General features: G+C 70.5%; 19 protein-coding genes. 10 read left to right on the plus strand and 9 right to left on the minus strand.

All coding sequences use genetic code 11. The features are described from left to right. Positions 1–1,052: D-alanyl-D-alanine carboxypeptidase family protein (locus HS99_RS19670; protein WP_211295898.1), on the minus strand; the 1,052-nt coding region annotated here is incomplete at its 3' end. A gap of 146 nt (positions 1,053–1,198) precedes the next feature. Between HS99_RS19670 and HS99_RS19675 the strand changes: the two genes are divergently transcribed. Further along, on the plus strand, positions 1,199–1,456 hold the full coding sequence (locus HS99_RS19675) for an SCO4848 family membrane protein (RefSeq protein ID WP_030280941.1): 258 nt from the start codon (positions 1,199–1,201) through the stop codon (positions 1,454–1,456). Positions 1,457–1,568: 112 nt separating this feature from the next. Further along, on the plus strand, positions 1,569–3,200 hold the full coding sequence (locus HS99_RS19680) for a hypothetical protein (RefSeq protein ID WP_050366741.1): 1,632 nt from the start codon (positions 1,569–1,571) through the stop codon (positions 3,198–3,200). A gap of 66 nt (positions 3,201–3,266) precedes the next feature. On the opposite strand, the gene HS99_RS19685 is transcribed toward HS99_RS19680, so the two are convergent. The 7 genes from HS99_RS19685 to HS99_RS19715 all read right to left on the minus strand — a co-directional run bounded on the left by HS99_RS19685 (position 3,267) and on the right by HS99_RS19715 (position 10,280). Further along, positions 3,267–4,037: a succinate dehydrogenase iron-sulfur subunit gene (locus tag HS99_RS19685; RefSeq protein ID WP_030280945.1), complete on the minus strand. Its 771-nt coding sequence runs from the start codon at positions 4,035–4,037 to the stop codon at positions 3,267–3,269. After that, complete coding sequence (gene sdhA / locus HS99_RS19690; protein ID WP_030553151.1) at positions 4,037–5,779, minus strand: succinate dehydrogenase flavoprotein subunit; 1,743 nt, start codon at positions 5,777–5,779, stop codon at positions 4,037–4,039. Before sdhA ends, HS99_RS19685 begins: the two co-directional genes overlap by 1 nt. A 51-nt stretch (positions 5,780–5,830) precedes the next feature. Beyond that, on the minus strand, positions 5,831–6,322 hold the full coding sequence (sdhD, locus tag HS99_RS19695) for a succinate dehydrogenase, hydrophobic membrane anchor protein (protein ID WP_030280950.1): 492 nt from the start codon (positions 6,320–6,322) through the stop codon (positions 5,831–5,833). 7 nt (positions 6,323–6,329) lie between these two features. After that, the gene (sdhC, locus tag HS99_RS19700) at positions 6,330–6,710 is read right to left on the minus strand and encodes a succinate dehydrogenase, cytochrome b556 subunit (protein ID WP_033332398.1); all 381 of its coding nucleotides are present in this window, start codon (positions 6,708–6,710) and stop codon (positions 6,330–6,332) included. A 323-nt stretch (positions 6,711–7,033) separates the two neighbouring features. Beyond that, positions 7,034–7,519, minus strand: coding sequence for a 2-oxo-4-hydroxy-4-carboxy-5-ureidoimidazoline decarboxylase (locus HS99_RS19705; RefSeq protein WP_030280952.1), 486 nt, complete (start codon positions 7,517–7,519; stop codon positions 7,034–7,036). A 282-nt stretch (positions 7,520–7,801) separates the two neighbouring features. Next, positions 7,802–9,448, minus strand: a complete 1,647-nt coding sequence (locus HS99_RS19710; RefSeq protein ID WP_030553154.1) for an alpha/beta hydrolase — start codon at positions 9,446–9,448, stop codon at positions 7,802–7,804. 76 nt (positions 9,449–9,524) lie between these two features. Continuing rightward, entirely contained in the window at positions 9,525–10,280 is a 756-nt protein-coding gene (locus HS99_RS19715) for an SDR family oxidoreductase (protein ID WP_030280954.1), read from the minus strand. Positions 10,281–10,448: 168 nt separating this feature from the next. Between HS99_RS19715 and HS99_RS19720 the strand changes: the two genes are divergently transcribed. The 8 genes from HS99_RS19720 (at position 10,449) to HS99_RS19755 (ending at position 20,903) form a co-directional block, all read left to right on the plus strand. Next, positions 10,449–12,029 carry an acyl-CoA mutase large subunit family protein gene (locus tag HS99_RS19720; RefSeq protein WP_030280955.1) on the plus strand — a complete coding sequence of 527 codons (1,581 nt, stop codon included), beginning with the start codon at positions 10,449–10,451 and terminating at the stop codon, positions 12,027–12,029. 252 nt (positions 12,030–12,281) lie between these two features. Further along, the gene (locus HS99_RS19725; RefSeq protein WP_030280956.1) at positions 12,282–13,535 is read left to right on the plus strand and encodes an amidohydrolase; all 1,254 of its coding nucleotides are present in this window, start codon (positions 12,282–12,284) and stop codon (positions 13,533–13,535) included. Between the two features lie 253 nt (positions 13,536–13,788). Continuing rightward, positions 13,789–14,847, plus strand: a complete 1,059-nt coding sequence (locus tag HS99_RS19730) for a BMP family lipoprotein (RefSeq protein WP_030280957.1) — start codon at positions 13,789–13,791, stop codon at positions 14,845–14,847. Between the two features lie 346 nt (positions 14,848–15,193). Then, positions 15,194–16,720, plus strand: coding sequence for an ABC transporter ATP-binding protein (locus HS99_RS19735; RefSeq protein ID WP_370863280.1), 1,527 nt, complete (start codon positions 15,194–15,196; stop codon positions 16,718–16,720). A gap of 3 nt (positions 16,721–16,723) precedes the next feature. Beyond that, on the plus strand, positions 16,724–17,878 hold the full coding sequence (locus tag HS99_RS19740) for an ABC transporter permease (protein WP_046386284.1): 1,155 nt from the start codon (positions 16,724–16,726) through the stop codon (positions 17,876–17,878). Continuing rightward, complete coding sequence (locus HS99_RS19745) at positions 17,875–19,140, plus strand: ABC transporter permease (protein ID WP_030280964.1); 1,266 nt, start codon at positions 17,875–17,877, stop codon at positions 19,138–19,140. The genes HS99_RS19740 and HS99_RS19745 overlap by 4 nt, the downstream gene beginning before the upstream one ends. Then, complete coding sequence (locus HS99_RS19750; protein ID WP_030280967.1) at positions 19,137–19,529, plus strand: cytidine deaminase; 393 nt, start codon at positions 19,137–19,139, stop codon at positions 19,527–19,529. Before HS99_RS19745 ends, HS99_RS19750 begins: the two co-directional genes overlap by 4 nt. Before the next feature lie 96 nt (positions 19,530–19,625). Continuing rightward, positions 19,626–20,903, plus strand: coding sequence for a thymidine phosphorylase (locus HS99_RS19755; RefSeq protein ID WP_030280968.1), 1,278 nt, complete (start codon positions 19,626–19,628; stop codon positions 20,901–20,903). Between the two features lie 30 nt (positions 20,904–20,933). Here the strand turns inward: HS99_RS19755 and HS99_RS19760 are convergent, their stop codons facing one another. Further along, positions 20,934–21,488, minus strand: a complete 555-nt coding sequence (locus HS99_RS19760) for a Uma2 family endonuclease (RefSeq protein ID WP_030280969.1) — start codon at positions 21,486–21,488, stop codon at positions 20,934–20,936. Positions 21,489–21,513: the final 25 nt, after the last annotated feature.

Raw genomic sequence — 21,513 nt, forward strand, 5'->3', positions numbered from 1 at the left:
AGGGGGGCCTGCGGGGCGGGGGTGCCGGTGGCGCCGCCCGCCTGACCGGTCGGCTCCCCGCCGCCGGCCTGCTTCTCCTCGACCAGCCGGCCGACCGGCTGGACCTTGCCCGCTGCGGCGAAGCCCCAGTCCAGCAGCTCGGCAGTCTCGTCGTACACCCGCTGGTAGCTGGCCGGGTGCATCACCGTCACCAGCAGGGTGCGCCCGTTCCGCTCGGCGGCGCCGACGAAGGTCGAGCCCGCGTTGGTGGTGGTGCCGTTCTTCACCCCGATCAGACCGGGGTACTTGCCCAGCAGCCGGTCGGTGTTGGCGATCCCGAAGCTGCCGCGCCGGCCGGTGTTCTTGTCGAGGGCGCCCGGGAACATCGCCTCGCGGGTCGCGCAGTACATGCGGAAGTCCGGGTTGCGCAGGCCGGCCCGGGCGAACAGCGACAGGTCGTAGGCCGAGGACACCTGGCCGTCCATGTCGTAGCCGTCCGGGGATATCACCCTGGTGTCCCAGGCCTGGAGGGCCTCGGCCCGGTCCTGCATCTCGTTGACGGTCCGCCGGATGCCCCCGTTCATGAACGACAGGACGTGCACGGCGTCGTTGCCCGAGCTCAGGAACACCCCCCGCCACAGGTCCTCGACCCGGTAGTCCAGGTTCTCCTTGATGCCGACCAGGCTGCTGCCGGGGCCGATGTTCTGGATCTCCTCGTCGGCGACCCGGTGCACCGTGTTGCGGTCGAACTTCGGCAGCACGGTGTCCGCGAAGAGGATCTTCAGGGTGCTCGCCGGAGGCAGTCGCAGGTGCGGGTTGTATGCCGCCAGGACCTCCCCCGAGGCGGCGTCGGAGACCATCCAGGACTGGCCGGTGAGGTCCCTCGGCAGGGCCGGGGCACCCGCCAGCGGGTTGACCTGGACCCCGGGGAGTCCGAGCCGCTCCCCGCCGACCGCGGTCGACGGGGGCGGCACCTGCGGGGCCGCGACCGCCGCCGGGGCGACGAGCAGAACCGGGAGGGCCGCGGCGACCGCGGCGCACAGCTGCGCGAGGTTGTGACGGGATGTGAGCACGGGGTGACCGTACCCACTGCGGCGCTGCGGCGTGCGCCACACCGTACGGGTCCCTCGCACGAGGGGCCCGCCCTTGGGCCGATCGGCGGCCCGCGCATACTGGGGAGGCACCCCGCCCCCACATCCACCCCGCCGAGGACCACCCGATGAAGCTCAGCCGCCGCACCTCCTGGTTCCTGACCGCCTTCGGCGTCTGGTCGATCATGATCTGGACGACCTTCGTCAAGAACCTCTGGAAGGACTCCGGCGGCCAGGCCTTCGTGAACGGCGACCACTCCCAGCCGACCGCCTTCTTCTGGATCCACCTGCTGCTGGCGATCACGTCCTTCGTCCTCGGAATCGCCGTCGGCACCGTCGGCCTCCGCGGCCTGCGCGCCGCCCGCCGCGGCCCGGCCACGGACTGACCGCTCGAGGCCCCGTCCTAATCCCCGTTGCCGCCGGCGGCCCCCACTGGCAAGATCCTCACCGCTCGCACGCGCGTACCGGACGCGCTGCTCACAAGGGGTGGGAATCTCCATGACACTTTCGCGTGCCCGCAGACTCGGCGGGGTCACCGTGGCAGTCCTCGCGGCCGGACTACTCACCGCGCCCGTCGCCTCGGCCGTCCCCGGGACGGCGGTCACCGACCCGAAGGCCGTGCCCGCCCCGGGCTTCGCCGCCAGCGGTCTGCACACGGACGCCTGCGACGACTCCACCACCCCCGGCTGGCTGGGCGTGGCCAACCCCGTCCTGACCGTCGCCGCCACCTCACCCCAGGTGCGCTTCAAGGTCTGGGACGACTCGACCCCGGCGCACGACAAGATCGTCGACAGCACCGCGGACGTCACCGCCGGAGCGGCCGCGCTGACCACCGCCGACCTGCTGGACGGCCACAGCTACACCTGGCAGGCCTGGCCCGAGTACTCCCCGGGGAGCGGCAAGCCCGCTCCGGCCTGCCACGTCAAGGTCGACCTCACCCGGCCGGGCCTGTCCGTCTCCTCCACCGACTTCCCGGCGAGCGGTTCCGGCAGCACCCCCGGCAAGTACGCGGGCGAGAACGGCGTCTTCACCCTCACCGGCACCGATGCGGGCTCCGGCGTGGCCTGCTACCAGTACGCGCTGAACGGCACGCTCGGCGTCGGCTGGGACTGCGCCTCCGGCCACACCGTGAAGGCCGGGGCCGACGGCACCGCCCAGCTGACCCTCAAGCCCAAGGACTGGGGCACCAACACCCTGACCGTCCAGGCCATGGACAACGCCGGCAACGTCGGCCAGCCGGTCACGTACACCTTCTACGCGCCGTGGGATCCGCGCCCGAAGCCGGCCGTCCCGGGCGACGTCGACGGTGACGGCGTGCCGGACATCCTGCTCCCGGACGCGCAGGGCAACCTCCAGGTGATCAGCGCCGGCGCGACCGACACCACCCCGTCCTCGACCCTCCCGGCCGCGCTCGCGCCGCTGCACGCCGGCTGGCAGGACGACCAGGTGCTGCACCGCGGCTGGGCCCCGGTCCACGCCCCCGGCGACGACCTGCTGGTGCACCCGAAGGGCAACCCGGGCTTCCTCTACTCCTACGCGAACAACCACCAGGGTGACTTCGGTCAGCAGTACCCGACCCTGGTCCGCAAGCCCGCGTCGAACCGGTGCGTCGACGCGGCCGGGGCCGCGACCCCCTGCCCGCCGGACTACGCCGCCGACTGGTCCTCCTCCGACCAGCTGGTCGCCCTCGGATCCGCCGACGTGCCGTCCGCCCCGGTGCTGCTCTCGGTCGAGCACGGCAAGCTGTACGTCTACCACCCGAGCTTCCGCGGCTACGCGGACGCCCAGCTCATCGCCACCACTGGTGACTGGAGCGGCTACGACCTGATCGCCCCCGGCGCGGACGCCTCCGGCAACCTCACCCTGTGGGCCCGCGAGCGTGCCAACGGCGCCCTGCACGCCTACCCGATCGCCAAGCAGGCCTACAACCTGCTGGACTTCTCCGCCCTCGCCGACCCCTCGGCGAATGTGGTCGCCACCGGCTTCACCACCGCCGCCTACCCGACCCTGGGCAGCTCCGGCGACGGTGACGGCGACGGCAAGCCCGACCTGTGGGCCGTCACGCCCGACCGCCACCTTGTGACCTTCAGCGGCTGGTCCGCGCCGAAGGACCTGGGCGCGCTGCGCTAGGAGAACGGCGAAGGCCCCGTCCGATCGGTCGATCGGACGGGGCCTTCGGCCTGCCTCAGGGCGGGATCAGAAGCGGCGGGTGACCAGCGCCCGCTTCACTTCCTGGATCGCCTTGGTGACCTCGATGCCACGCGGGCAGGCCTCCGAGCAGTTGAAGGTGGTGCGGCAGCGCCACACGCCCTCACGGTCGTTGAGGATCTCCAGGCGCTGCTCGGCACCCTCGTCGCGCGAGTCGAAGATGAAGCGGTGCGCGTTGACGATGGCGGCCGGGCCGAAGTACTGGCCGTCGTTCCAGAACACCGGGCAGGACGACGTGCACGCGGCGCACAGGATGCACTTGGTGGTGTCGTCGAAGCGCTCGCGGTCCTCGGCGGACTGCAGGCGCTCGCGCGTCGGCTCGTTCCCCTTGGTGATGAGGAACGGCATGACGTCCTTGTACGCCTGGAAGAACGGGTCCATGTCCACGACCAGGTCCTTGAGGACCGTCAGGCCCTTGATGGCCTCGATCGTGATCGGCTTCTCCGGGTTGACGTCCTTGATCAGGGTCTTGCACGCCAGCCGGTTGCGGCCGTTGATCCGCATGGCGTCGGAGCCGCAGATGCCGTGCGCGCAGGAACGGCGGTAGGTGAGGGTGCCGTCCTGCTCCCACTTGATCTTGTTGAGCGCGTCCAGGACACGCTCCTTCGGGTCCAGCGTCAGCTGGTAGTCGACCCACACCGGGTCCGGGTGCTCCTCCGGGTTGAACCGGCGGATCCGGAAGGTGACGGTGATCAGCTGGATACCGCCGGCCTCGGCCGCGTCCAGAGCGGCCGAGTGCTCCACAGTCGGAGTGCTCATCAGTACTTACGCTCCATCGGCTGGTAGCGGGTCGTGACGACCGGCTTGTAGTCGAGGCGGATGGAGGTGCTGCCGTCGGCGGCGACCTCCTGGTACGCCATGGTGTGCTGCATGAACTTCACGTCGTCACGGGTCGGGAAGTCCTCGCGGTAGTGACCGCCGCGGGACTCCTCGCGGGCCAGCGCGGAGACGGCCAGCACCTCGGCCAGGTCGAGCAGGTTGCCCAGCTCGATGGCCTCCAGGAGGTCCGTGTTGTACCGGTAGCCCTTGTCCTGGATGGAGACGTTCTTGAAGCGCTCCTTCAGCGCGGCGATGTCCTCGACCGCCTGCTTCAGGGTGTCGCCGGTGCGGTACACCATCGCGTTGGTGTCCATGGTCTCCTGCAGCTCCTTGCGGATCTGCCCCACGGACTCGGTGCCGGTCGACTCGCGCAGCTGCTCGACCATGGTCTGGACCAGCTCTTCCGGGTTCTCCGGCAGCGGGACGAACTCGTTCGCGTTGGCGTAGTCGGCGGCGGCGATGCCCGCGCGACGGCCGAACACGTTGATGTCCAGCAGCGAGTTGGTGCCCAGGCGGTTGGCGCCGTGCACGGACACGCAGGCGACCTCGCCGGCCGCGTACAGGCCGGGGACGATGTCGGTGTTGTTGCGCAGGACCTCACCCTCGACGTTGGTCGGGATGCCGCCCATGGCGTAGTGCGCGGTGGGCTGGATCGGGATCGGGTCCGTGTAGGGCTCGATGCCGAGGTAGGTGCGCGCGAACTCGGTGATGTCCGGCAGCTTGGCGTCGAGCTGCTCCGGCGGGAGGTGGGTCAGGTCCAGGTAGACGTGGTCGCCTTCCGGACCGCAGCCGCGGCCCTCGCGGATCTCGGTGTAGATCGCGCGGGAGCAGACGTCACGGGACGCGAGGTCCTTCATGACCGGGGCGTAGCGCTCCATGAAGCGCTCGCCGTCCTTGTTGCGCAGGATGCCGCCCTCGCCGCGGGCGCCCTCGGTGAGCAGGATGCCCATGCGCCAGATGCCCGTCGGGTGGAACTGGAAGAACTCCATGTCCTCCAGCGGCAGGCCACGGCGGTAGGCCACGGCCTGGCCGTCACCGGTGAGGGTGTGGGCGTTCGAGGAGACCTTGAACATCTTGCCGGTGCCGCCGGAGGCGAACACGACGGCCTTGGCCTGGAAGACGTGGATCTCGCCGGTGGCCAGCTCGTAGGCGACGACGCCGGCCGTCTTGCCCTCGTTGATCAGCAGGTCGAGGACGTAGAACTCGTTGAAGAACTCGACGCCGTGCTTGACGCAGTTCTGGAACAGCGTCTGGAGGATCATGTGGCCGGTGCGGTCGGCCGCGTAGCACGAGCGGCGGACCGGGGCCTCGCCGTGGTTGCGGGAGTGACCGCCGAAGCGGCGCTGGTCGATCCGGCCCGCCTCGGTGCGGGAGAAGGGCAGGCCCATCTTCTCCAGGTCGAGGACGGCGTCGATGGCCTCCTTGCACATGATCTCGGCGGCGTCCTGGTCGACCAGGTAGTCACCGCCCTTGACCGTGTCGAAGGTGTGCCACTCCCAGTTGTCCTCCTCGACGTTCGCCAGGGCGGCGCACATGCCGCCCTGGGCCGCGCCGGTGTGGGAGCGGGTCGGGTAGAGCTTGGTCAGGACGGCGGTGCGGCTGCGCTGCGTCGACTCGATGGCCGCGCGCATGCCGGCGCCGCCGGCGCCGACGATGACGGTGTCGTACTGGTGAATCTGCATGGGGGGTTAACTCGCCTCTGGCCTCTGCCGATGGTCGATGGTGCTCGCGGCTCAGATGTTGGGGTCGAAGGTGAAGATCACCAGGGTGCCGAGCAGCACGGTGAAGACCGTGGCGGTACCCATGAGCCCCTTGAGCCAGAGCCGGGTCGAGTCCTTCTCGGCGTAGTCGTTGATGACCTGACGCATGCCGTTGGCGCCGTGGAGCATGGCGAGCCAGAGCATGAGGAGGTCCCAGCCCTGCCAGAACGGCGAGGCCCAGCGGCCGGCCACGAAGGCGAAGCCGATCTTGGAGACGCCCCCGTCGAGGACCAGCATGATCAGCAGGTGGCCGAGGATCAGCACGACCAGGACGACACCGGACAGGCGCATGAAGAGCCAGGCCAGCATCTCGAAGTTGGTGCGGGTGCGGCGCGGGGTCTTCGCGGTCCGCTTGCGCGGCGGCTCGATGACGAAGGCGTCGGCCGGGTTGCCGGTGCCGAGGCCCTTGCCGGTGTGCGCGTGCTTCGAGGGGACGACGAGCGCGTCGGAGATTTCCGTGGACATGGTCAGCTCACTTCCCGAACCAGGAGATCAGCGTGTGCTGCAGGATCCCGTAGAAGGAGCCGGCCATCAGGACGACCCAGACTCCGACGACGGTCCAGAGCATCTGCTTCTGGTACTTCGGGCCCTTGGACCAGAAGTCCACCGCGACGACGCGCAGGCCGTTGAGCGCGTGGAACAGGATGGCGGCCACCAGGCCGTACTCCATCAGGTTCACGAGCGGAGTCTTGTACGTCTGAATGACGGTGTCGTAGGACTCCGGCGACACTCGCACCAGGGCGGTGTCCAGGACGTGGGCGAACAGGAAGAAGAAGATGAGGACGCCGGTGACTCGATGAGCCACCCAGCTCCACATGCCTTCCCGGCCGCGGTACAGCGTTCCAGCCGGCACGGAAAAACCCTCCGGAAGCGATTGGGGGCTCGGCCGGCTTCGGTGTCGGTCAGCCCGGCCGGGTACGGTCCACCGGCCGCCAGCATCCTATCGACGCCTTGTCGGGAACCGCCTCCGGGGCCCCTATGTGTGATCAATCAGGCACTTCTGGCCTAGTGGGGCGGGAACCAAACCCCGGTTCATCACTTCTGGTGGCTGTTCGGTCACCGAGAGATAGCGGATTCCGGTCCTCGGCACCCGCTGACGCCGCCCGCCGACGCCCCCGTCCGACGCCGAAGCCGCCGGACGGCCCGCTCGTCCGGCGGCTTCGGCGTCGGCGGGGCTCAGTGCGCCCCGGCCTCCGAATGGGTGGCGACCAGGTGCTCCAGCCGGGTGAGGGCGATCCGCCGGAGCTCGTCCGCCGCGATCAGCCGCTCCTCGTCCGGGTCGTTGGCCAGCCGGGTGCGGATCGAGGAGAGCACGGTGTCGAGCATCTCCTCCGGGTCGACGCGGTCCAGGCAGACCACGAAGACGTGGCCGAACCGGGCCTCGTACGCGGCGTGGGCCGCCCGCAGCGCGGTGTGCGCGGCCTGGCTGCCCGGCGCGCGCATGCCCAGCAGCGGCTGCGGCATCCAGCTCTCGTCGGCCAGGGCCTCGGCGAGGTCGGCCGGGCGCAGGTCGTAGGAGGCCTCGCTGGCGGCGGCCAGCAGGGACTCTATGTCGGGGTAGGGGCGGTGTGCGGTGAGCCGCAGGGCCCAGCGGTGGCTGCCGCAGCAGGCCAGCAGGGCCTCCTCGGCGGCCCCGGCGTCCGCTTCGTTGAAGCGGTGCAAGCCGAGGAGGGTCGGCTCGGTGCTGGCGTCGGGCCGCTGTGACGGGATGTCGCTGGCCAGCGGGTCCTCCTCGTGAGGGCGGGAAGGGGCCGGTGGGGTGGTGGAGCAGCTGGAGGATGGGGGCTGCTGGGGTGCGTTCGACGCCGTCCCGGCAGCTCCTCAACGGTAGTTGAGTGGTCATCAGTTGGGGAGGGCGCGCGCGGAATTCATCCGGACGAGCTATCAAGTTGTGACGTTGACACCTGCACGTCACCGCCCTCCCCGTCCGCCTCCGCCTCCGGCTCAGCCGCAGCGGGTGCCCTCGGCCGGCATGGTGCCGTCGGTCAGGTAGGCGGCCATGGCCAGGTCGATGCAGGCGCTGCCCTTGCCGAAGGCGCCGTGGCCCTCGCCGACCCGGGTGAGCAGGGTGGCCCGGGCGAAGCCCTTGGCCAGCTTCTCGGCCGAGGCGTACGGGGTGGCCGGGTCGCCGGTGGTACCGACGACCAGGATCGGAGCGGCGCCCTCGGCCCGGATGGTGTGCGGCTTCTCCTGGGTCTTGAACGGCCAGTAGGCGCAGCCGGGCTCCAGGTAGTCGTCCACCGTGACGCCCTTGGACAGCAGTGGCGCCTCGGCGAGCAGCCGGTCGACCGCCTGCTGGGCGTGCTCGCGGGTCGGCGCGGGGCGGGCGGCGTCGGCGCAGCTGATCGCGCCGTTGGCCTCGTCCATCGGGCTGTAGTGGCCGTTCCCGTCGCGACCGTCGTAGTCGTCGGCGGCGGCCATCAGGTAGTCGCCCTTGTCGCGCATCATCGCCCAGCCGAGGCTGTTCCGCAGGTACTTCCAGGAGGTCTTCTCGTCGCCGTAGAGGAGGGAGATGACGCCGGTCCAGGCCATGTCGCGGCCGAGCTTGCGGCCGTCCTTGGCGGTCAGCGGGTGGTCGTGGAGGCCGTCCAGGAAGTCGGCGGCCTTTCTGGCGGCCTTGGTCCGGTCCGTGCCGAGCGGGCACTCGGCGGCGTGGTTGTCCACGCAGTCGTCGGCGAAGCGCTGGAAGGACTTCTCGAAGCCGATCTGCTGGTCGACGCCGTGGTCCATGGTGTCCTGGGCCGGGTCGACGGCGCCGTCGAGGATCAGCCGGCCGGTGTTCTGCGGGAACTCCTCGGCGTACAGGGCGCCGAGGTAGGTGCCGTAGGAGATGCCGAGGTAGTTGAGCTTCCGGTCGCCGACGGCGGCGCGCAGCACGTCCAGGTCGCGGGCGGTGTTGCGGGTGCCGACGAAGGGCAGCAGCTTGCCGGACTTGGCTTGGCAGGCGGCGGCGTGGTCGGTGGACTGCTTGACGTGGGCCGCCTTGCGCTCGGCGGGGTCGTCCGGGGTGTCCGTCTGGTTGACGGCGTCGAGCTGCTCGTCGTCGTAGCAGACCACCGGTGAACTGTCGCCGGTGCCGCGCGGGTCGAAGCCGATCACGTCGAAGCGAGTGTGCAGGGTGCCGTCGAAGTCCTTGGCGCCGTACTTGACCATCTCGACGCCGGAGGCGCCGGGGCCGCCCGGGTTGACCATCAGGGAGCCGATCCGCTGGTCCTTGGCGGTCGCCGGGTACCTGATCAGCGCGAGGTCGATCGCGTCGGAGGCGGGGTTGGCGTAGTCGAGCGGGACGTGCAGCCTGCCGCACTGCATGCCGGAGATGTCGATCTTCGCCCGTTCGGCCCTGGGGTCGGCCGGACAGTCCGCCCAGGTGATCTGCTGGCCGTAGAACGGCTTGAGCGCCGGGTCCGCCTCGCCCTTGGGCTTCGGGGTCGCAGCCGGACTGGCGGTGGGGCCGGCCGAGGGGGCTGCGGTGCCGGAGGCCTTGTCCTGGGCCGTGGTGGCCGAGTCGTTGCAGGCGGAGGTGAGCAGGAGGGTGCCTGCCGCCACGGCGGTCAGCAGTACCCGTGGGCGGGCGGCCCGGAAGATCGTCATCACATGTGTGTACCACTCGTGTACGACACGTGTTCGACTGGGGGTGCCGGGCCGCTCCGCCGCGCACGGGCCCGGGTCAGCCGCGGTGGACCTTGTGGTTGGCGGCCTGCGCCCGCGGGCGGACCACCAGCAGGTCGATGTTGACGTGCGAGGGCCGGGTGACCGCCCATGCCACGGTGTCCGCGATGTCCTCCGAGGTCAGCGGCTCGGCCACGCCCGCGTACACGGCGGCGGCCTTCTCCTCGTCGCCGCGGAAGCGGGTGACCGCGAAGCCCTCGGACTTCACCATGCCGGGAGCGATCTCGATCACCCGGATCGGCTCCCCGCACAGCTCCAGCCGCAGCGTCGCCGCGATGGTGTGCGCGGCGTGCTTGGCCGCGACGTAGCCGCCGCCGCCCTCGTACGCGGCCAGCGCGGCGGTCGACGAGAGCACCAGCACGGTGCCGTCGCCGGTGGCGCGCAGGGCGGGCAGCAGCGCCTGGGTCACGTGCAGCACGCCGAGCACGTTCACCTCGTACATGGCCCGCCAGTCGGCCGGGTCGCCGTGCTCGACGCTCTCCGCGCCGATCGCGCCGCCCGCGTTGTTCACCAGCACGTCCACCCGGCCGACCTCGGCCGCGAAGGCGTCCACGGCGGCCCGGTCGGTGACGTCCAGGGTGACCGCCCTGGCCGAACCGCCGCGCTCGCCGATCTCCTTGGCCAGTGCCTCGATCCGCTCGGTCCGGCGGGCGGTCAGCACCACCTCGAAGCCCTCGTCGGCCAGCCGGCGGGCGGTCGCCGCCCCGATTCCGCTGCTGGCACCGGTGACCACGGCCACCTTCTGCTCGGTCATTGCCACTCCCTGGGGCTCATCCGGTCGTTCACCCGATCATCTCAACCGCGTTCTCGACGGTCGCCTCCGGGCGCTCCTGCCCCGGCGCGCCCTGCGGCGCGGGGCGGGCCGGGCGTGCGGCCGGGCCCTAGGTTGGGAGGGCCGACCCCGCGCCCCCGTGGAGGACCGATGCCGCGCCGCTCCGAGTCAGGCTTCCCGATCGATCAGCTGTACGGCCCCGAGGCGCTGGCCGGCTGGGATCCGGACACCCGGCTGGGGCGGCCGGGGGAGTACCCGTACACCCGGGGCGTCTACCCGACGATGTACACCGGCAGGCCGTGGACGATGCGCCAGTACGCGGGCTTCGGCACCGCCGCCGAGTCCAACGCCCGGTACCGCCAGCTGATCGCGGGTGGCGGCACCGGCCTCTCGGTGGCCTTCGACCTGCCCACCCAGATGGGCTACGACTCGGACGCGCCGCTCGCCGCCGGGGAGGTCGGCAAGGTGGGCGTGGCCGTGGACGGCGTCGAGGACATGGCGGTGCTCTTCGACGGCATCCCGCTCGGCGAGGTGTCCACCTCGATGACCATCAACGCGCCCGCCGCCCTGCTCCTGCTGCTCTACCAACTGGTCGGCGAGGCCCAGGGCGTGCCGCCCTCGGCGCTCACCGGCACGGTGCAGAACGACGTGCTGAAGGAGTACATCGCCCGCGGCACCTACATCTTCCCGCCGCAGCCCTCGCTGCGGCTGGTCGCGGACGTGTTCCGGTACTGCCGGGCCGAGATCCCGCGCTGGAACACCATCTCGATCTCCGGCTACCACATGGCCGAGGCGGGGGCCGATCCCGCGCAGGAGATCGCCTTCACCCTGGCCAACGGGATCGCCTACGTCCGGACCGCGCTCGCCGCCGGAATGGCCGTGGACGACTTCGCACCCCGGCTCTCCTTCTTCTTCGTGGCCCGCACGACGCTGCTGGAGGAGGTCGCCAAGTTCCGCGCCGCCCGTCGGATCTGGGCCAGGATCATGCGCGAGGAGTTCGGCGCGCGGGACCCCCGCTCGCAGATGCTGCGCTTCCACACCCAGACCGCCGGGGTGCAGCTGACCGCCCAGCAGCCCGAGGTGAACCTGGTCCGGGTCTCGGTCCAGGCGCTGGCCGCCGTGCTCGGCGGCACCCAGTCGCTGCACACCAACAGTTTCGACGAGGCGATCGCGCTGCCCACCGAGAAGGCCGCCCGGCTCGCCCTGCGCACCCAGCAGGTGCTCGCCCACGAGACCGACGTGACGGCCACCGTCGACCCCTTCGCCGGCTCCTACGCGGTGGAGTCGCTGACCGACGCCGTCGAGGCCGCCGCGCTGGCACTGATGGCCCGGGTGGAGGAGCAGGGCGGGGCGGTGGCGGCGATCGAGCAGGGCTTCCAGAAGGGCGAGATCGAGCGCACCGCCTACCGCCTCCAGCAGGAGACGGACTCCGGTGAGCGCACCGTGGTCGGGGTGAACCGCTTCCGGCTGGACGAGGAGGAGCCGTACCAGCCGCTGCGGGTGGACCCGGCGATCGAGCGGCAGCAGGCCGAGCGGCTGGCCCGGCTGCGGGCCGGGCGCTCCGCCACGGCCGTCGGCCGGGCACTGGATGCGCTGCGCCGTACGGCCGAGGGGCCGGAGAACGTGCTCTATCCGATGAAGGAGGCGCTGGCCGCCCGGGCCACCGTCGGCGAGGTCTGCGACGCGCTGCGCGGGGTCTGGGGCACGTACGCTCCGGTGGAGCGTTTCTGACCGCTTCCGAGCCGGTCCGAGTGGATCCGAGCGGTTCCCGCGCGCCACTGACCGGCCGTCAACCTCCGTCGGCCGTCGAGCCGGTGTCGGCCGTGACCACCGGCCCGGGCGATCGTTGCACAGGGCAAGCAATCCGGGGAAGGCGGCTGAAACGAGATGTCATACCCACCTGTCCGACCGGTATGCACCCATCCGGGGACTAGTTTTCCGGAAGTCGGGCCAAATCCCCCCAACGGGCCTATTCTTGGGGAGATGAACCGTCCTGAGCCCGCTCAGCCGGGCACCACTCTCGCCACCGCCAGCCCCGCCGCCGAACTGCGCGACCGGGTCCGGAGGCTGGAGCCCGAGCTGATCGCCTTCCGCCGTGACCTGCACCGGCACCCGGAGCTGGGCCGCCAGGAGTTCCGCACCACCAACCTGCTGCGCGACCGACTGGTGGCGGCCGGCCTGGAACCGCGGGTGCTGCCCGGCGGCACCGGTCTGCTGGTCGACGTCGTCCCCGCCGGCACCGCCCCCGGCGCCGAGTTCCTGGCCTTCCGCGCCGACATCGACGCGCTGCCGATCGACGACGCCAAGACCGACGTGCCGTACCGCTCGACCGTTCCCGGCCGGGCTCACGCCTGCGGTCACGACGTGCACACCTCGGTGGTGCTCGGTACCGGTCTGGTGCTGGCCGAGGCCGTCCGCAACGGCGAGCTGCGCCGCCCGGTCCGGCTGGTGTTCCAGCCGGCCGAGGAGGTCATGCCGGGCGGTGCGCTCGACGTCATCAAGGCGGGCGGGATGGACGGCGTCGGCCGGATCTTCGCGGTGCACTGCGACCCGAAGGTGGAGGTCGGCCGGATCGCCCTGCGGGTCGGGGCGATCACCTCGGCCTGCGACCGGCTGGTGCTGCACCTGGACGGCCCCGGCGGGCACACCGCCCGTCCGCACCTGACCACCGACCTGGTGACCGCGATCGCCCGGATGGCCTCCGACCTGCCGGGCGCGCTGGCCCGCCGGATGGACCCGCGCTGGGGCGTCAGCCTGGTCTGGGGGCGGATCGCCTCCGGCTCCGCGGCCAACGTCATCCCGCAGCACGCCGAACTGGAGGGCACCGTCCGCTGCCTGGAGCTGGACGGCTGGCGCGAGGCGCCTGAGCTGCTGCACGAGCTGATCGCGAAGCTCGCCGAGACCTACCGGGCCAAGTGGACGCTGGACTACCACCGCGGGGTGCCGCCGGTGGTCAACGAGGCGGTCTCGGTCGGGCAGCTGGAGGCGGCGATGACCGCCCGGTTCGCCGAGGACGGCGCCCAGGTGGTCGAGGGCACCGAGCAGAGCCTGGGCGGCGAGGACTTCTCCTGGTACCTGGAGCACGCCCCGGGCGCGCTGGCCCGCCTCGGCGTCCGCGCCCCCGGCGACAGCACCGTCCGCGACCTCCACCAGGGCCGGTTCGACGTGGACGAGCGGGCGATCGGTGTCGGCGTGGAGCTGTTCTCGGCGCTGGCCCTGGAGGCCGACCGCACCTGACCGTTCCCGGGGGTGTGTGGTCGACGCGTGACCGGGTCGAGGAGATCCGGGGTTGCGGCACGGTTCCGTAAACTGGGCGGACCAAGACTCGGATCACCGTCCGCGTACGGGAAAAGAGCCTTCGGTGGGCCTTCAGACCACGGTTTGATAACAACCCGAATGCTCCGGCAGCCCGTAACCCAACCGTGTTCTACGCGCGTTACGGTGGCGTCCGACCACGCTAAACGGGTGCGTGTGAGAAGGAGATACTCCCTTGCGCCGTTCAATGAAGCTCGCCGCGGTTGTGCTCTCGGGTTCCCTGGGCATGGCCTCGCTCGCCGCTTGCGGCGCAAAGAGCACTGACACCAACGCCTCCTCCGGGTCGTCCTCCGACGCCCTCAAGGTCGGTATGGCCTACGACATCGGCGGCCGCGGCGACCAGTCCTTCAACGACTCCGCCGCGCGCGGTCTGGACAAGGCCAAGGCCGACCTGGGCGTCAACGTCACCGAGGCCGAGGCCAAGACCGGTGAGGCCGAGGCCGACAAGGAGACCCGCCTGAAGAACCTGATCGACGGTGGTTACAAGACCATCGTCGCCGTCGGGTTCGTGTACCAGCAGGCGGTCGACAAGGTCGCGAAGGACAATCCGAACGTCAAGTTCGCGATCATCGACTCGAACGACAAGGACCAGCCGTCCAACGTCACCTCGCTGCTCTTCGCCGAGCAGGAGGGTTCGTACCTTGCCGGTGTCGCCGCGGCCAACAAGTCGAAGGCCCACCACATCGGCTTCATCGGTGGTGTGCAGTCCGAGCTGATCAAGAAGTTCGAGGCCGGTTACAAGGCGGGCGCCAAGTCCGTCGACCCGAACATCCAGATCGAGACGACCTACCTCACCACGCCCCCGGACTTCTCCGGCTTCAACTCGCCCGACAAGGGCAAGGAGGCCGCCCAGGGCCAGCTCGACAAGGGCGCGGACGTCATCTACTCCGCCGCCGGCTCCTCCGGCAACGGCGCCATCGAGGCCGTCGCCACCGCGGGCAAGTGGGCCATCGGTGTCGACTCCGACCAGGCCAGCCAGCCGGCCCTGGCGAAGTTCAAGAACAACATCCTGACCTCGATGGTCAAGAACGTCGACAACGCGGTCTACGCGTACATCGACTCGGTCAAGAAGAACACGCCGTTCACCGGCATCAAGCTCTTCGACCTGAAGGCCAACGGCGTCTCGCTCGCCACCACCGGCGGCAAGATCGACGACATCCAGGACAAGCTGAAGGCCGCCAGCGACGCCATCACCAGCGGCGCCACCACCATCCCGACCGCGCCGACCTCCTGAGGTCAGCGCGTCTCGGACGCGACCTGCGCCTGCCGCCTGCCCGGTAGCGCGACGATCGACACAGTTCACGGGAGGGGCCCGGCAGGGTGCGCTCAACGCGTACCCCCGGGCCCCGTTCCGTACTCCCGTTTCCCCTTGGCCCTCCGAGCGCAACGACGCGCCTCCAGACCACCAGGAGATCGCCATCACCGCATCAGACCCCGTCCCCCTGCGCAAGGACGGCACCCCCAGCGCGGGGACGGCGACAGCGGCCGTCGAACTGCGCGGCATCACCAAGCGCTTCCCCGGCGTCGTGGCCAACCACGACATCAACCTCACCGTCCGCACCGGCACCGTGCACGCCCTGATGGGTGAGAACGGCGCCGGCAAGTCGACGCTGATGAAGATCCTCTACGGCATGCAGCGGCCGGACGAGGGCACCATCGCGATCAACGGCGAGCAGTGCGAGTTCCACACCCCCGGCGACGCCATCGCCCGCGGCATCGGCATGGTGCACCAGCACTTCATGCTCGCCGACAACCTGACCGTGCTGGAGAACGTCGTCCTCGGCGGCGAGAAGCTCCACGGCATCGGCGCCAGGGCGAAGGCGAAGATCAAGGAGATCTCCGACCAGTACGGCCTGGGCGTGCGCCCGGACGCCCTGGTCGAGGACCTCGGTGTCGCCGACCGCCAGCGCGTCGAGATCCTCAAGGTGCTGTACCGCGGCGCCAAGATCCTGATCCTCGACGAGCCCACGGCCGTCCTCGTCCCGCAGGAGGTCGACGCGCTGTTCGACAACCTGCGCGAGCTCAAGTCCGAGGGCGTCACGGTCATCTTCATCTCGCACAAGCTGCACGAGGTGCTGGCCGTGGCCGACGCGATCAGCGTCATCCGGCGCGGCACCACGGTCGGCGACGCCGACCCGAAGGCGGTCACCGCCCGGCAGCTGGCCGAGATGATGGTCGGCGCCGAGCTGCCCTCCCCGGAGAACCGCGAGTCGACCGTCACCACCACCGAGATGCTCAGGGTCGAGGACCTGCGGATCGCCAAGACCGACGCCGAGGGCATCGAGCGCGTCGTCCTGGACGACATCTCGCTGCGCATCCACAAGGGCGAGATCCTCGGCATCGCCGGCGTCGAGGGCAACGGCCAGGCCGAACTGGTCGAGGCCATCATGGGCATGCTGCCGCTGGACGGCGGCACCGTCACCCTGGACGGCAAGGACCTCTCCGGCACCCTCACCCGGGCCCGCCGTGAGGCCGGCATCGGCTACATCCCCGAGGACCGCCACAAGCACGGCCTGCTGCTGGAGGCCCCGCTCTGGGAGAACCGGATCCTCGGTCACGTCACCGAGGAGCCCAACTCCAGCGGTCCGCTGCTCAAGCCCGCCGCGGCCCGCGAGGACACCCTGCGGATCGTCCGGGACTACGACGTCCGCACCCCCGGCATCGAGGTCACCGCGGCCTCGCTCTCCGGCGGCAACCAGCAGAAGCTGATCATCGGCCGCGAGATGAGCCACCAGCCCAAGCTGCTGATCGCCGCCCACCCGACCCGCGGTGTGGACGTCGGCGCGCAGGCGCAGATCTGGGAGCACATCCGGTCCGCCCAGCGGGAGGGCCTGGCCGTCCTGCTGATCTCGGCCGACCTGGACGAGCTGATCGGCCTCTCCGACACCATCCGGGTCATCTACCGCGGCCGCCTGGTCGCCGACGCCGACCCGGCCACCGTCACCGCCGAGGACCTCGGCACCGCGATGACCGGTGCCGCCGCCGGCCACCTGGAGTCCGACCCGGAGGCCGTCGCCGAGGCGCAGGCCGTCGCCGCGGAGGGCACCGAGGCGGCGGACCAGCACCCGCACACCGACACCGCCGACAAGCCGCAGGCGGGGGAGTAACCCATGACCAGTCCCAACCCCGCCGCCAAGCGCAGCTTCGCGCAGCGGATCAGCGGTGAGCGGATCGTGCTCGCACTGGCTGCGCCGGTGCTCGCGGTCGTGCTGTCCGTCGCGATCTGCTCCGTCCTGCTGGCGACCTCGGGCAAGAACCCGTTCGACGCGTGGAACGTGATGATCACGTACGCCACCAAGTCGGACGGCCAGGTGCTGATCCTCAACCGGGCCACCACCTACTACCTGGCCGCCGCGGCCGCCGCGTTCGGGTTCCGGATGAACCTGTTCAACATCGGTGTCGAGGGCCAGTACAAGGTCGCGGCGCTGTTCGCGGCCTTCGTCGGCGCCCAGGTCGACCTGCCGGCGTTCATCCAGATCCCGCTGCTGCTGGTCACCGCCATGCTGATCGGCGGTCTGTACGCGAGCATCGCCGGTCTGCTGAAGGTCTACCGCGGTGTCAGCGAGGTCATCTCGACCATCATGCTGAACGCGATCTCGGTCTCCATCGTCGGTCTGCTGCTCGTCCCCGGCGTCTTCGCGCCCAAGGCCAGCAGCACCAGCAACTCGATCCAGACCGACCCGGTCTCGGACTCCAGCCACTTCTTCAGCATTCCCACCGCCGGTGGCGACCTCTGGGGCTTCCTCTTCATCGCCGTCCTGGTGGGCGTGCTGTTCCAGTTCACGCTGACCCGCACCCGCTTCGGCTTCGACCTGCGGGCCACCGGCCGCTCGGAGTCCGCCGCGACCGCGTCCGGCGTGAACGTCAAGAAGATGGTCGTCATCTCGATGGTGGTCTCCGGCGCGATCGCCGGTCTGATCGGCCTGCCCGAGCTGCTGCAGAACTCCTACTCCTACGGGCAGAGCTTCCAGCCCGGTCTGGGCTTCCTGGGCATCTCGATCGCCCTGCTCGGCCGGAACAGCCCGATCGGCATGGCCTTCGCCGCGCTGCTGTTCTCGTTCCTGGACTCCACCGGCTCCCAGCTGCCGCTGAAGGGCGGCTTCCCGTTCGAGATCGTCGCGGTCATGCAGGGCACCATCGTCATCTGCGTCGTCGTCGCGTACGAGCTGGTGCGCCGCTACGGCCTGAAGCGCCAGCAGCAGAAGGTCGGCGCCCAGCTCGCCGCCCAGGCCGCGGCCACTGAGAAGAAGGAGGTGTCCGCGTGAGCACCGCCACCGCTGCTCGTCCGAAGGCGCCGGGCGCACCCGCGAAGAAGCGCAAGCTGTCCTGGCCGGTCGTCCTGCTCCTGATCGCGGGCGCCCTGGTCCTGTTCGCCGCCGTGGGCATGGCCACCGGCAACCACTCGCTGACCTCCTCCGGTCAGGTCTCCGCCGCGCTCGGCTCCGCCGTGCCGATCGGCATGGCCGGCCTGGGCGGTCTCTGGTCCGAGCGGGCCGGGGTGGTCAACATCGGCCTCGAGGGCATGATGGTCGCCGGCACCTTCTGCGGCGCCTGGGCCGGTTACCTGGTCAACCCGTGGGTCGGTCTGCTGGCCGGCATGCTCGGCGGTGCGCTGGGCGGTCTGCTGCACGCGATCATCACCGTCACCTTCGGCGTCGACCACATCGTCTCCGGCGTCGGCATCAACCTGCTGATCCCCGGCATCTGCGCGTACGTCAACCGGATCTACTACAAGGACTACATCTCGGCCGGTGCCGGGGCGAACCAGTCCCCGCCGGCGGATCCGCTGCCGTACATCACCGTCCCGGGGCTGTCCTCGGGCCTGAAGACCATCGAGAACCACCACTGGTTCCTGGTCTCCGACGTCGCCGGTGTGCTCGGCGGGCTGGTCACCAACCTCTCGGTGGTCGTGGTGCTGGCCGCCGTGCTGATCGTGGTCAGCTACTTCCTGCTGTGGCGCACGGTGTTCGGCCTGCGGCTGCGCTCCTGCGGTGAGAACCCGACCGCGGCCGAGTCGCTGGGCGTCAACGTCTACAAGTACAAGTACATGGCGGTCATCGCCTCCGGTGCCTTCGCGGGCCTCGGTGGTGCGTACCTCTCGCTGGTCGCCGCGCACTTCTACAAGGACGGCCAGACCCTGGGCCGCGGCTTCATCGGCCTCGCGGCGATGATCTTCGGTAACTGGATGCCCGGCGGTCTCGCCATGGGCGCCGGCCTGTTCGGCTTCACCGACAGCCTCCAGCTGCGCGACCCGGAGTCGGTCCACGTGCTGATCCTGATCGTCGCGATCGCGATGGCGCTGCTCGCCCTGTGGCAGCTGTACCGCCGCAAGTTCACCGCGACGGTGGTCTCCCTCGTGGTGGCCGGCGGTCTGGGCGCGTGGTACGCGCTGACCGACGAGGTGCAGCGCCCGCTGATCGTCGCCACGCCGTACCTGATCACCCTGGTGGTGCTCTCGCTGGCGTCGCAGCGACTGCGGATGCCCAAGGCCGACGGCCAGATCTACCGCAAGGGCCAGGGCAAGTGACGGCCCCCGTGATCGACTGGGCGCGGCTGCGCGAGGCGGCGCGCGAGGCGATGGGCCACGCGTACGCCCCGTACAGCAAGTTCCCGGTCGGGGCGGCGGCGCTGGTGGACGACGGCCGGCTGGTCAGCGGCTGCAACGTGGAGAACGCCTCGTACGGGCTCGGGCTGTGCGCCGAGTGCGGGCTGGTGTCCGCGCTGCACGCCTCCGGCGGCGGCCGGCTGGTCGCCTTCACCTGCGTCGACGGCGCGGGCGAACTGCTGATGCCGTGCGGGCGCTGCCGCCAGCTGCTGTACGAGCACGGCGGCCCCGGGCTGCTGATCGAGCTGCCCTCTGGCGTGAGGCCGATGAGCGAGGTCCTGCCCGACGCGTTCGGGCCGGAGCGGCTCTAGCCTGTCTTTCTGTTACGCGCGTAGAGTGTCGCGAGTCGGCCGTAACCCGGTCATCTCGCGACACTCTTCGCTTTTGAACCCCCTCTTGGAGCACGCATGGATGCCATCTCCGTCATCAGGACCAAGCGCGACCGCGGAGAGCTGAGCGACGCTCAGATCGACTGGGTCATCGACGCCTACACCCGCGGCGAGGTCGCCGACGAGCAGATGTCCGCGCTGGCCATGGCGATCCTGCTGAACGGCATGAAGCCGCACGAGATCAGCCGCTGGACCGAGGCGATGATCCGCTCGGGCGTCCGGATGGACTTCTCCTCGCTGCCGCTGCCCACCAGCGACAAGCACTCCACCGGCGGCGTCGGCGACAAGATCACCCTCCCGCTCGCCCCGCTGGTCGCCGCCTGCGGCGCCGCCGTCCCGCAGCTGTCCGGCCGCGGCCTCGGCCACACCGGCGGCACCCTGGACAAGCTGGAGTCCATCCCCGGCTGGCGCGCCCTGCTCTCCAACGACGAGATGATGGACGTGCTGCGCGACGCGGGCGCGGTCATCTGCGCGGCCGGTGACGGCCTCGCCCCCGCAGACAAGAAGCTGTACGCGCTGCGCGACGTCACCGGCACCGTCGAGGCCATCCCGCTGATCGCCTCCTCGATCATGTCCAAGAAGATCGCCGAGGGCACCGGTGCCCTGGTGCTGGACGTCAAGGTCGGCTCCGGCGCCTTCATGAAGAACATCGACGACGCCCGCGAGCTGGCCCGCACCATGGTCGGCCTGGGCACCACCGCCGGGGTCAACACCGTCGCCCTGCTCACCGACATGTCCACCCCGCTCGGCCTCACCGCGGGCAACGCGCTGGAGGTCCGCGAGTCCGTCGAGGTCCTGGCCGGTGGCGGCCCGGCCGACGTCGTCGAGCTCACCCTCGCGCTCGCCCGCGAGATGCTCGCCGCGGCCGGCGTGCACGGCAAGGACCCGGCCGACGCCCTCCGCGACGGCTCGGCGATGGACCACTGGCGCCGCATGATCGCCGCCCAGGGCGGCGACGTCGACGCCCCGCTCCCGGTCGCCCGCGAGCAGCACGTCATCCCCGCGCCCGCCTCCGGCGTGCTCACCGCGCTGGACGCCTACGCCGTCGGCGTCTGCGCCTGGCGCCTGGGCGCCGGCCGCGCCCGCAAGGAGGACCCGGTCCAGGCCGGCGCCGGCGTCGAGATGCACGCCAAGCCCGGCGACACCGTGGTGGCCGGCCAGCCCCTGCTGACCCTCCACACCGACACCCCGGAGCGCTACGACTACGCCATCGAGGCGCTGGCGGGCGGCATCGAGGTCAGCCCGGAGGGCACGGCGTTCACCCCGAACCCGATCGTGCTCGACCGCATCGCCTGAGGAACCTGAGGTCTGCTCACGTACGCCGGATCAGGCGTACGTGAGCAGACCGCTGGTGTCGATCGTCCAGGGACCGACGGCGATCTTGTCACCGAAGACGAACTTCTCGCGGGACTCGTAGCCAGGTTCCGAATGCACGATGCCGGTGCCTGTGCGGGGATCCACGAGCAGGTAGTACGGAATGCCCATGGCGGAGTAGTCCCGGACCTTGTTGAGGTAGTCGTTCTCAGGGTTGGACTTGGAGACGATTTCCACGGCGAGCAGGACCTGGTGCGGGAGAACCGCCGACTGCTCGCTCGCCAGGACCGCCTCGGGGAAGACCATCAGATCCGGATTGCGCAGTTGACCGAGGCCGACGTCCACCAGGTCCGCACCGTGGTACGCGATATGGCTCGGGTGGGTCGTCGGCAACTGCGCATTGAGCTGTCTGGCGATGAGCAGTACAGCGAGTTCGTGTCGCATGACCGGCGACATCATCATGACGATCTTGCCCTCGGCGATCTCGACCTTCCCTATCCCCGGCACCTGCGGCAGTTGATCCGCGATCTCACGCAACCGGGCGAACACTGCAGGATCGACGCTCATATCCCGGAGTGTATCGGCGCCCGCT

Source organism: Kitasatospora aureofaciens (assembly GCF_001188955.3).
GTDB lineage: Bacteria > Actinomycetota > Actinomycetes > Streptomycetales > Streptomycetaceae > Kitasatospora > Kitasatospora aureofaciens.

Bases quoted from the DNA above. Each gene is read 5' to 3' on its own strand.
- HS99_RS19740 (WP_046386284.1), top strand. From the start codon at position 16,724: ATGACCAGTCCCAACCCCGCCGCCAAGCGCAGCTTCGCGCAGCGGATC.
- HS99_RS19760 (WP_030280969.1), bottom strand. From the start codon at position 21,488: ATGAGCGTCGATCCTGCAGTGTTCGCCCGGTTGCGTGAGATCGCGGAT.
- sdhD (WP_030280950.1), bottom strand. From the start codon at position 6,322: ATGTCCACGGAAATCTCCGACGCGCTCGTCGTCCCCTCGAAGCACGCG.
- HS99_RS19680 (WP_050366741.1), top strand. From the start codon at position 1,569: ATGACACTTTCGCGTGCCCGCAGACTCGGCGGGGTCACCGTGGCAGTC.
- HS99_RS19675 (WP_030280941.1), top strand. From the start codon at position 1,199: ATGAAGCTCAGCCGCCGCACCTCCTGGTTCCTGACCGCCTTCGGCGTC.
- HS99_RS19710 (WP_030553154.1), bottom strand. From the start codon at position 9,448: ATGACGATCTTCCGGGCCGCCCGCCCACGGGTACTGCTGACCGCCGTG.
- HS99_RS19720 (WP_030280955.1), top strand. From the start codon at position 10,449: ATGCCGCGCCGCTCCGAGTCAGGCTTCCCGATCGATCAGCTGTACGGC.
- sdhA (WP_030553151.1), bottom strand. From the start codon at position 5,779: ATGCAGATTCACCAGTACGACACCGTCATCGTCGGCGCCGGCGGCGCC.
- HS99_RS19685 (WP_030280945.1), bottom strand. From the start codon at position 4,037: ATGAGCACTCCGACTGTGGAGCACTCGGCCGCTCTGGACGCGGCCGAG.
- HS99_RS19755 (WP_030280968.1), top strand. From the start codon at position 19,626: ATGGATGCCATCTCCGTCATCAGGACCAAGCGCGACCGCGGAGAGCTG.
- HS99_RS19735 (WP_370863280.1), top strand. From the start codon at position 15,194: ATGGGTGAGAACGGCGCCGGCAAGTCGACGCTGATGAAGATCCTCTAC.
- HS99_RS19725 (WP_030280956.1), top strand. From the start codon at position 12,282: ATGAACCGTCCTGAGCCCGCTCAGCCGGGCACCACTCTCGCCACCGCC.
- HS99_RS19715 (WP_030280954.1), bottom strand. From the start codon at position 10,280: ATGACCGAGCAGAAGGTGGCCGTGGTCACCGGTGCCAGCAGCGGAATC.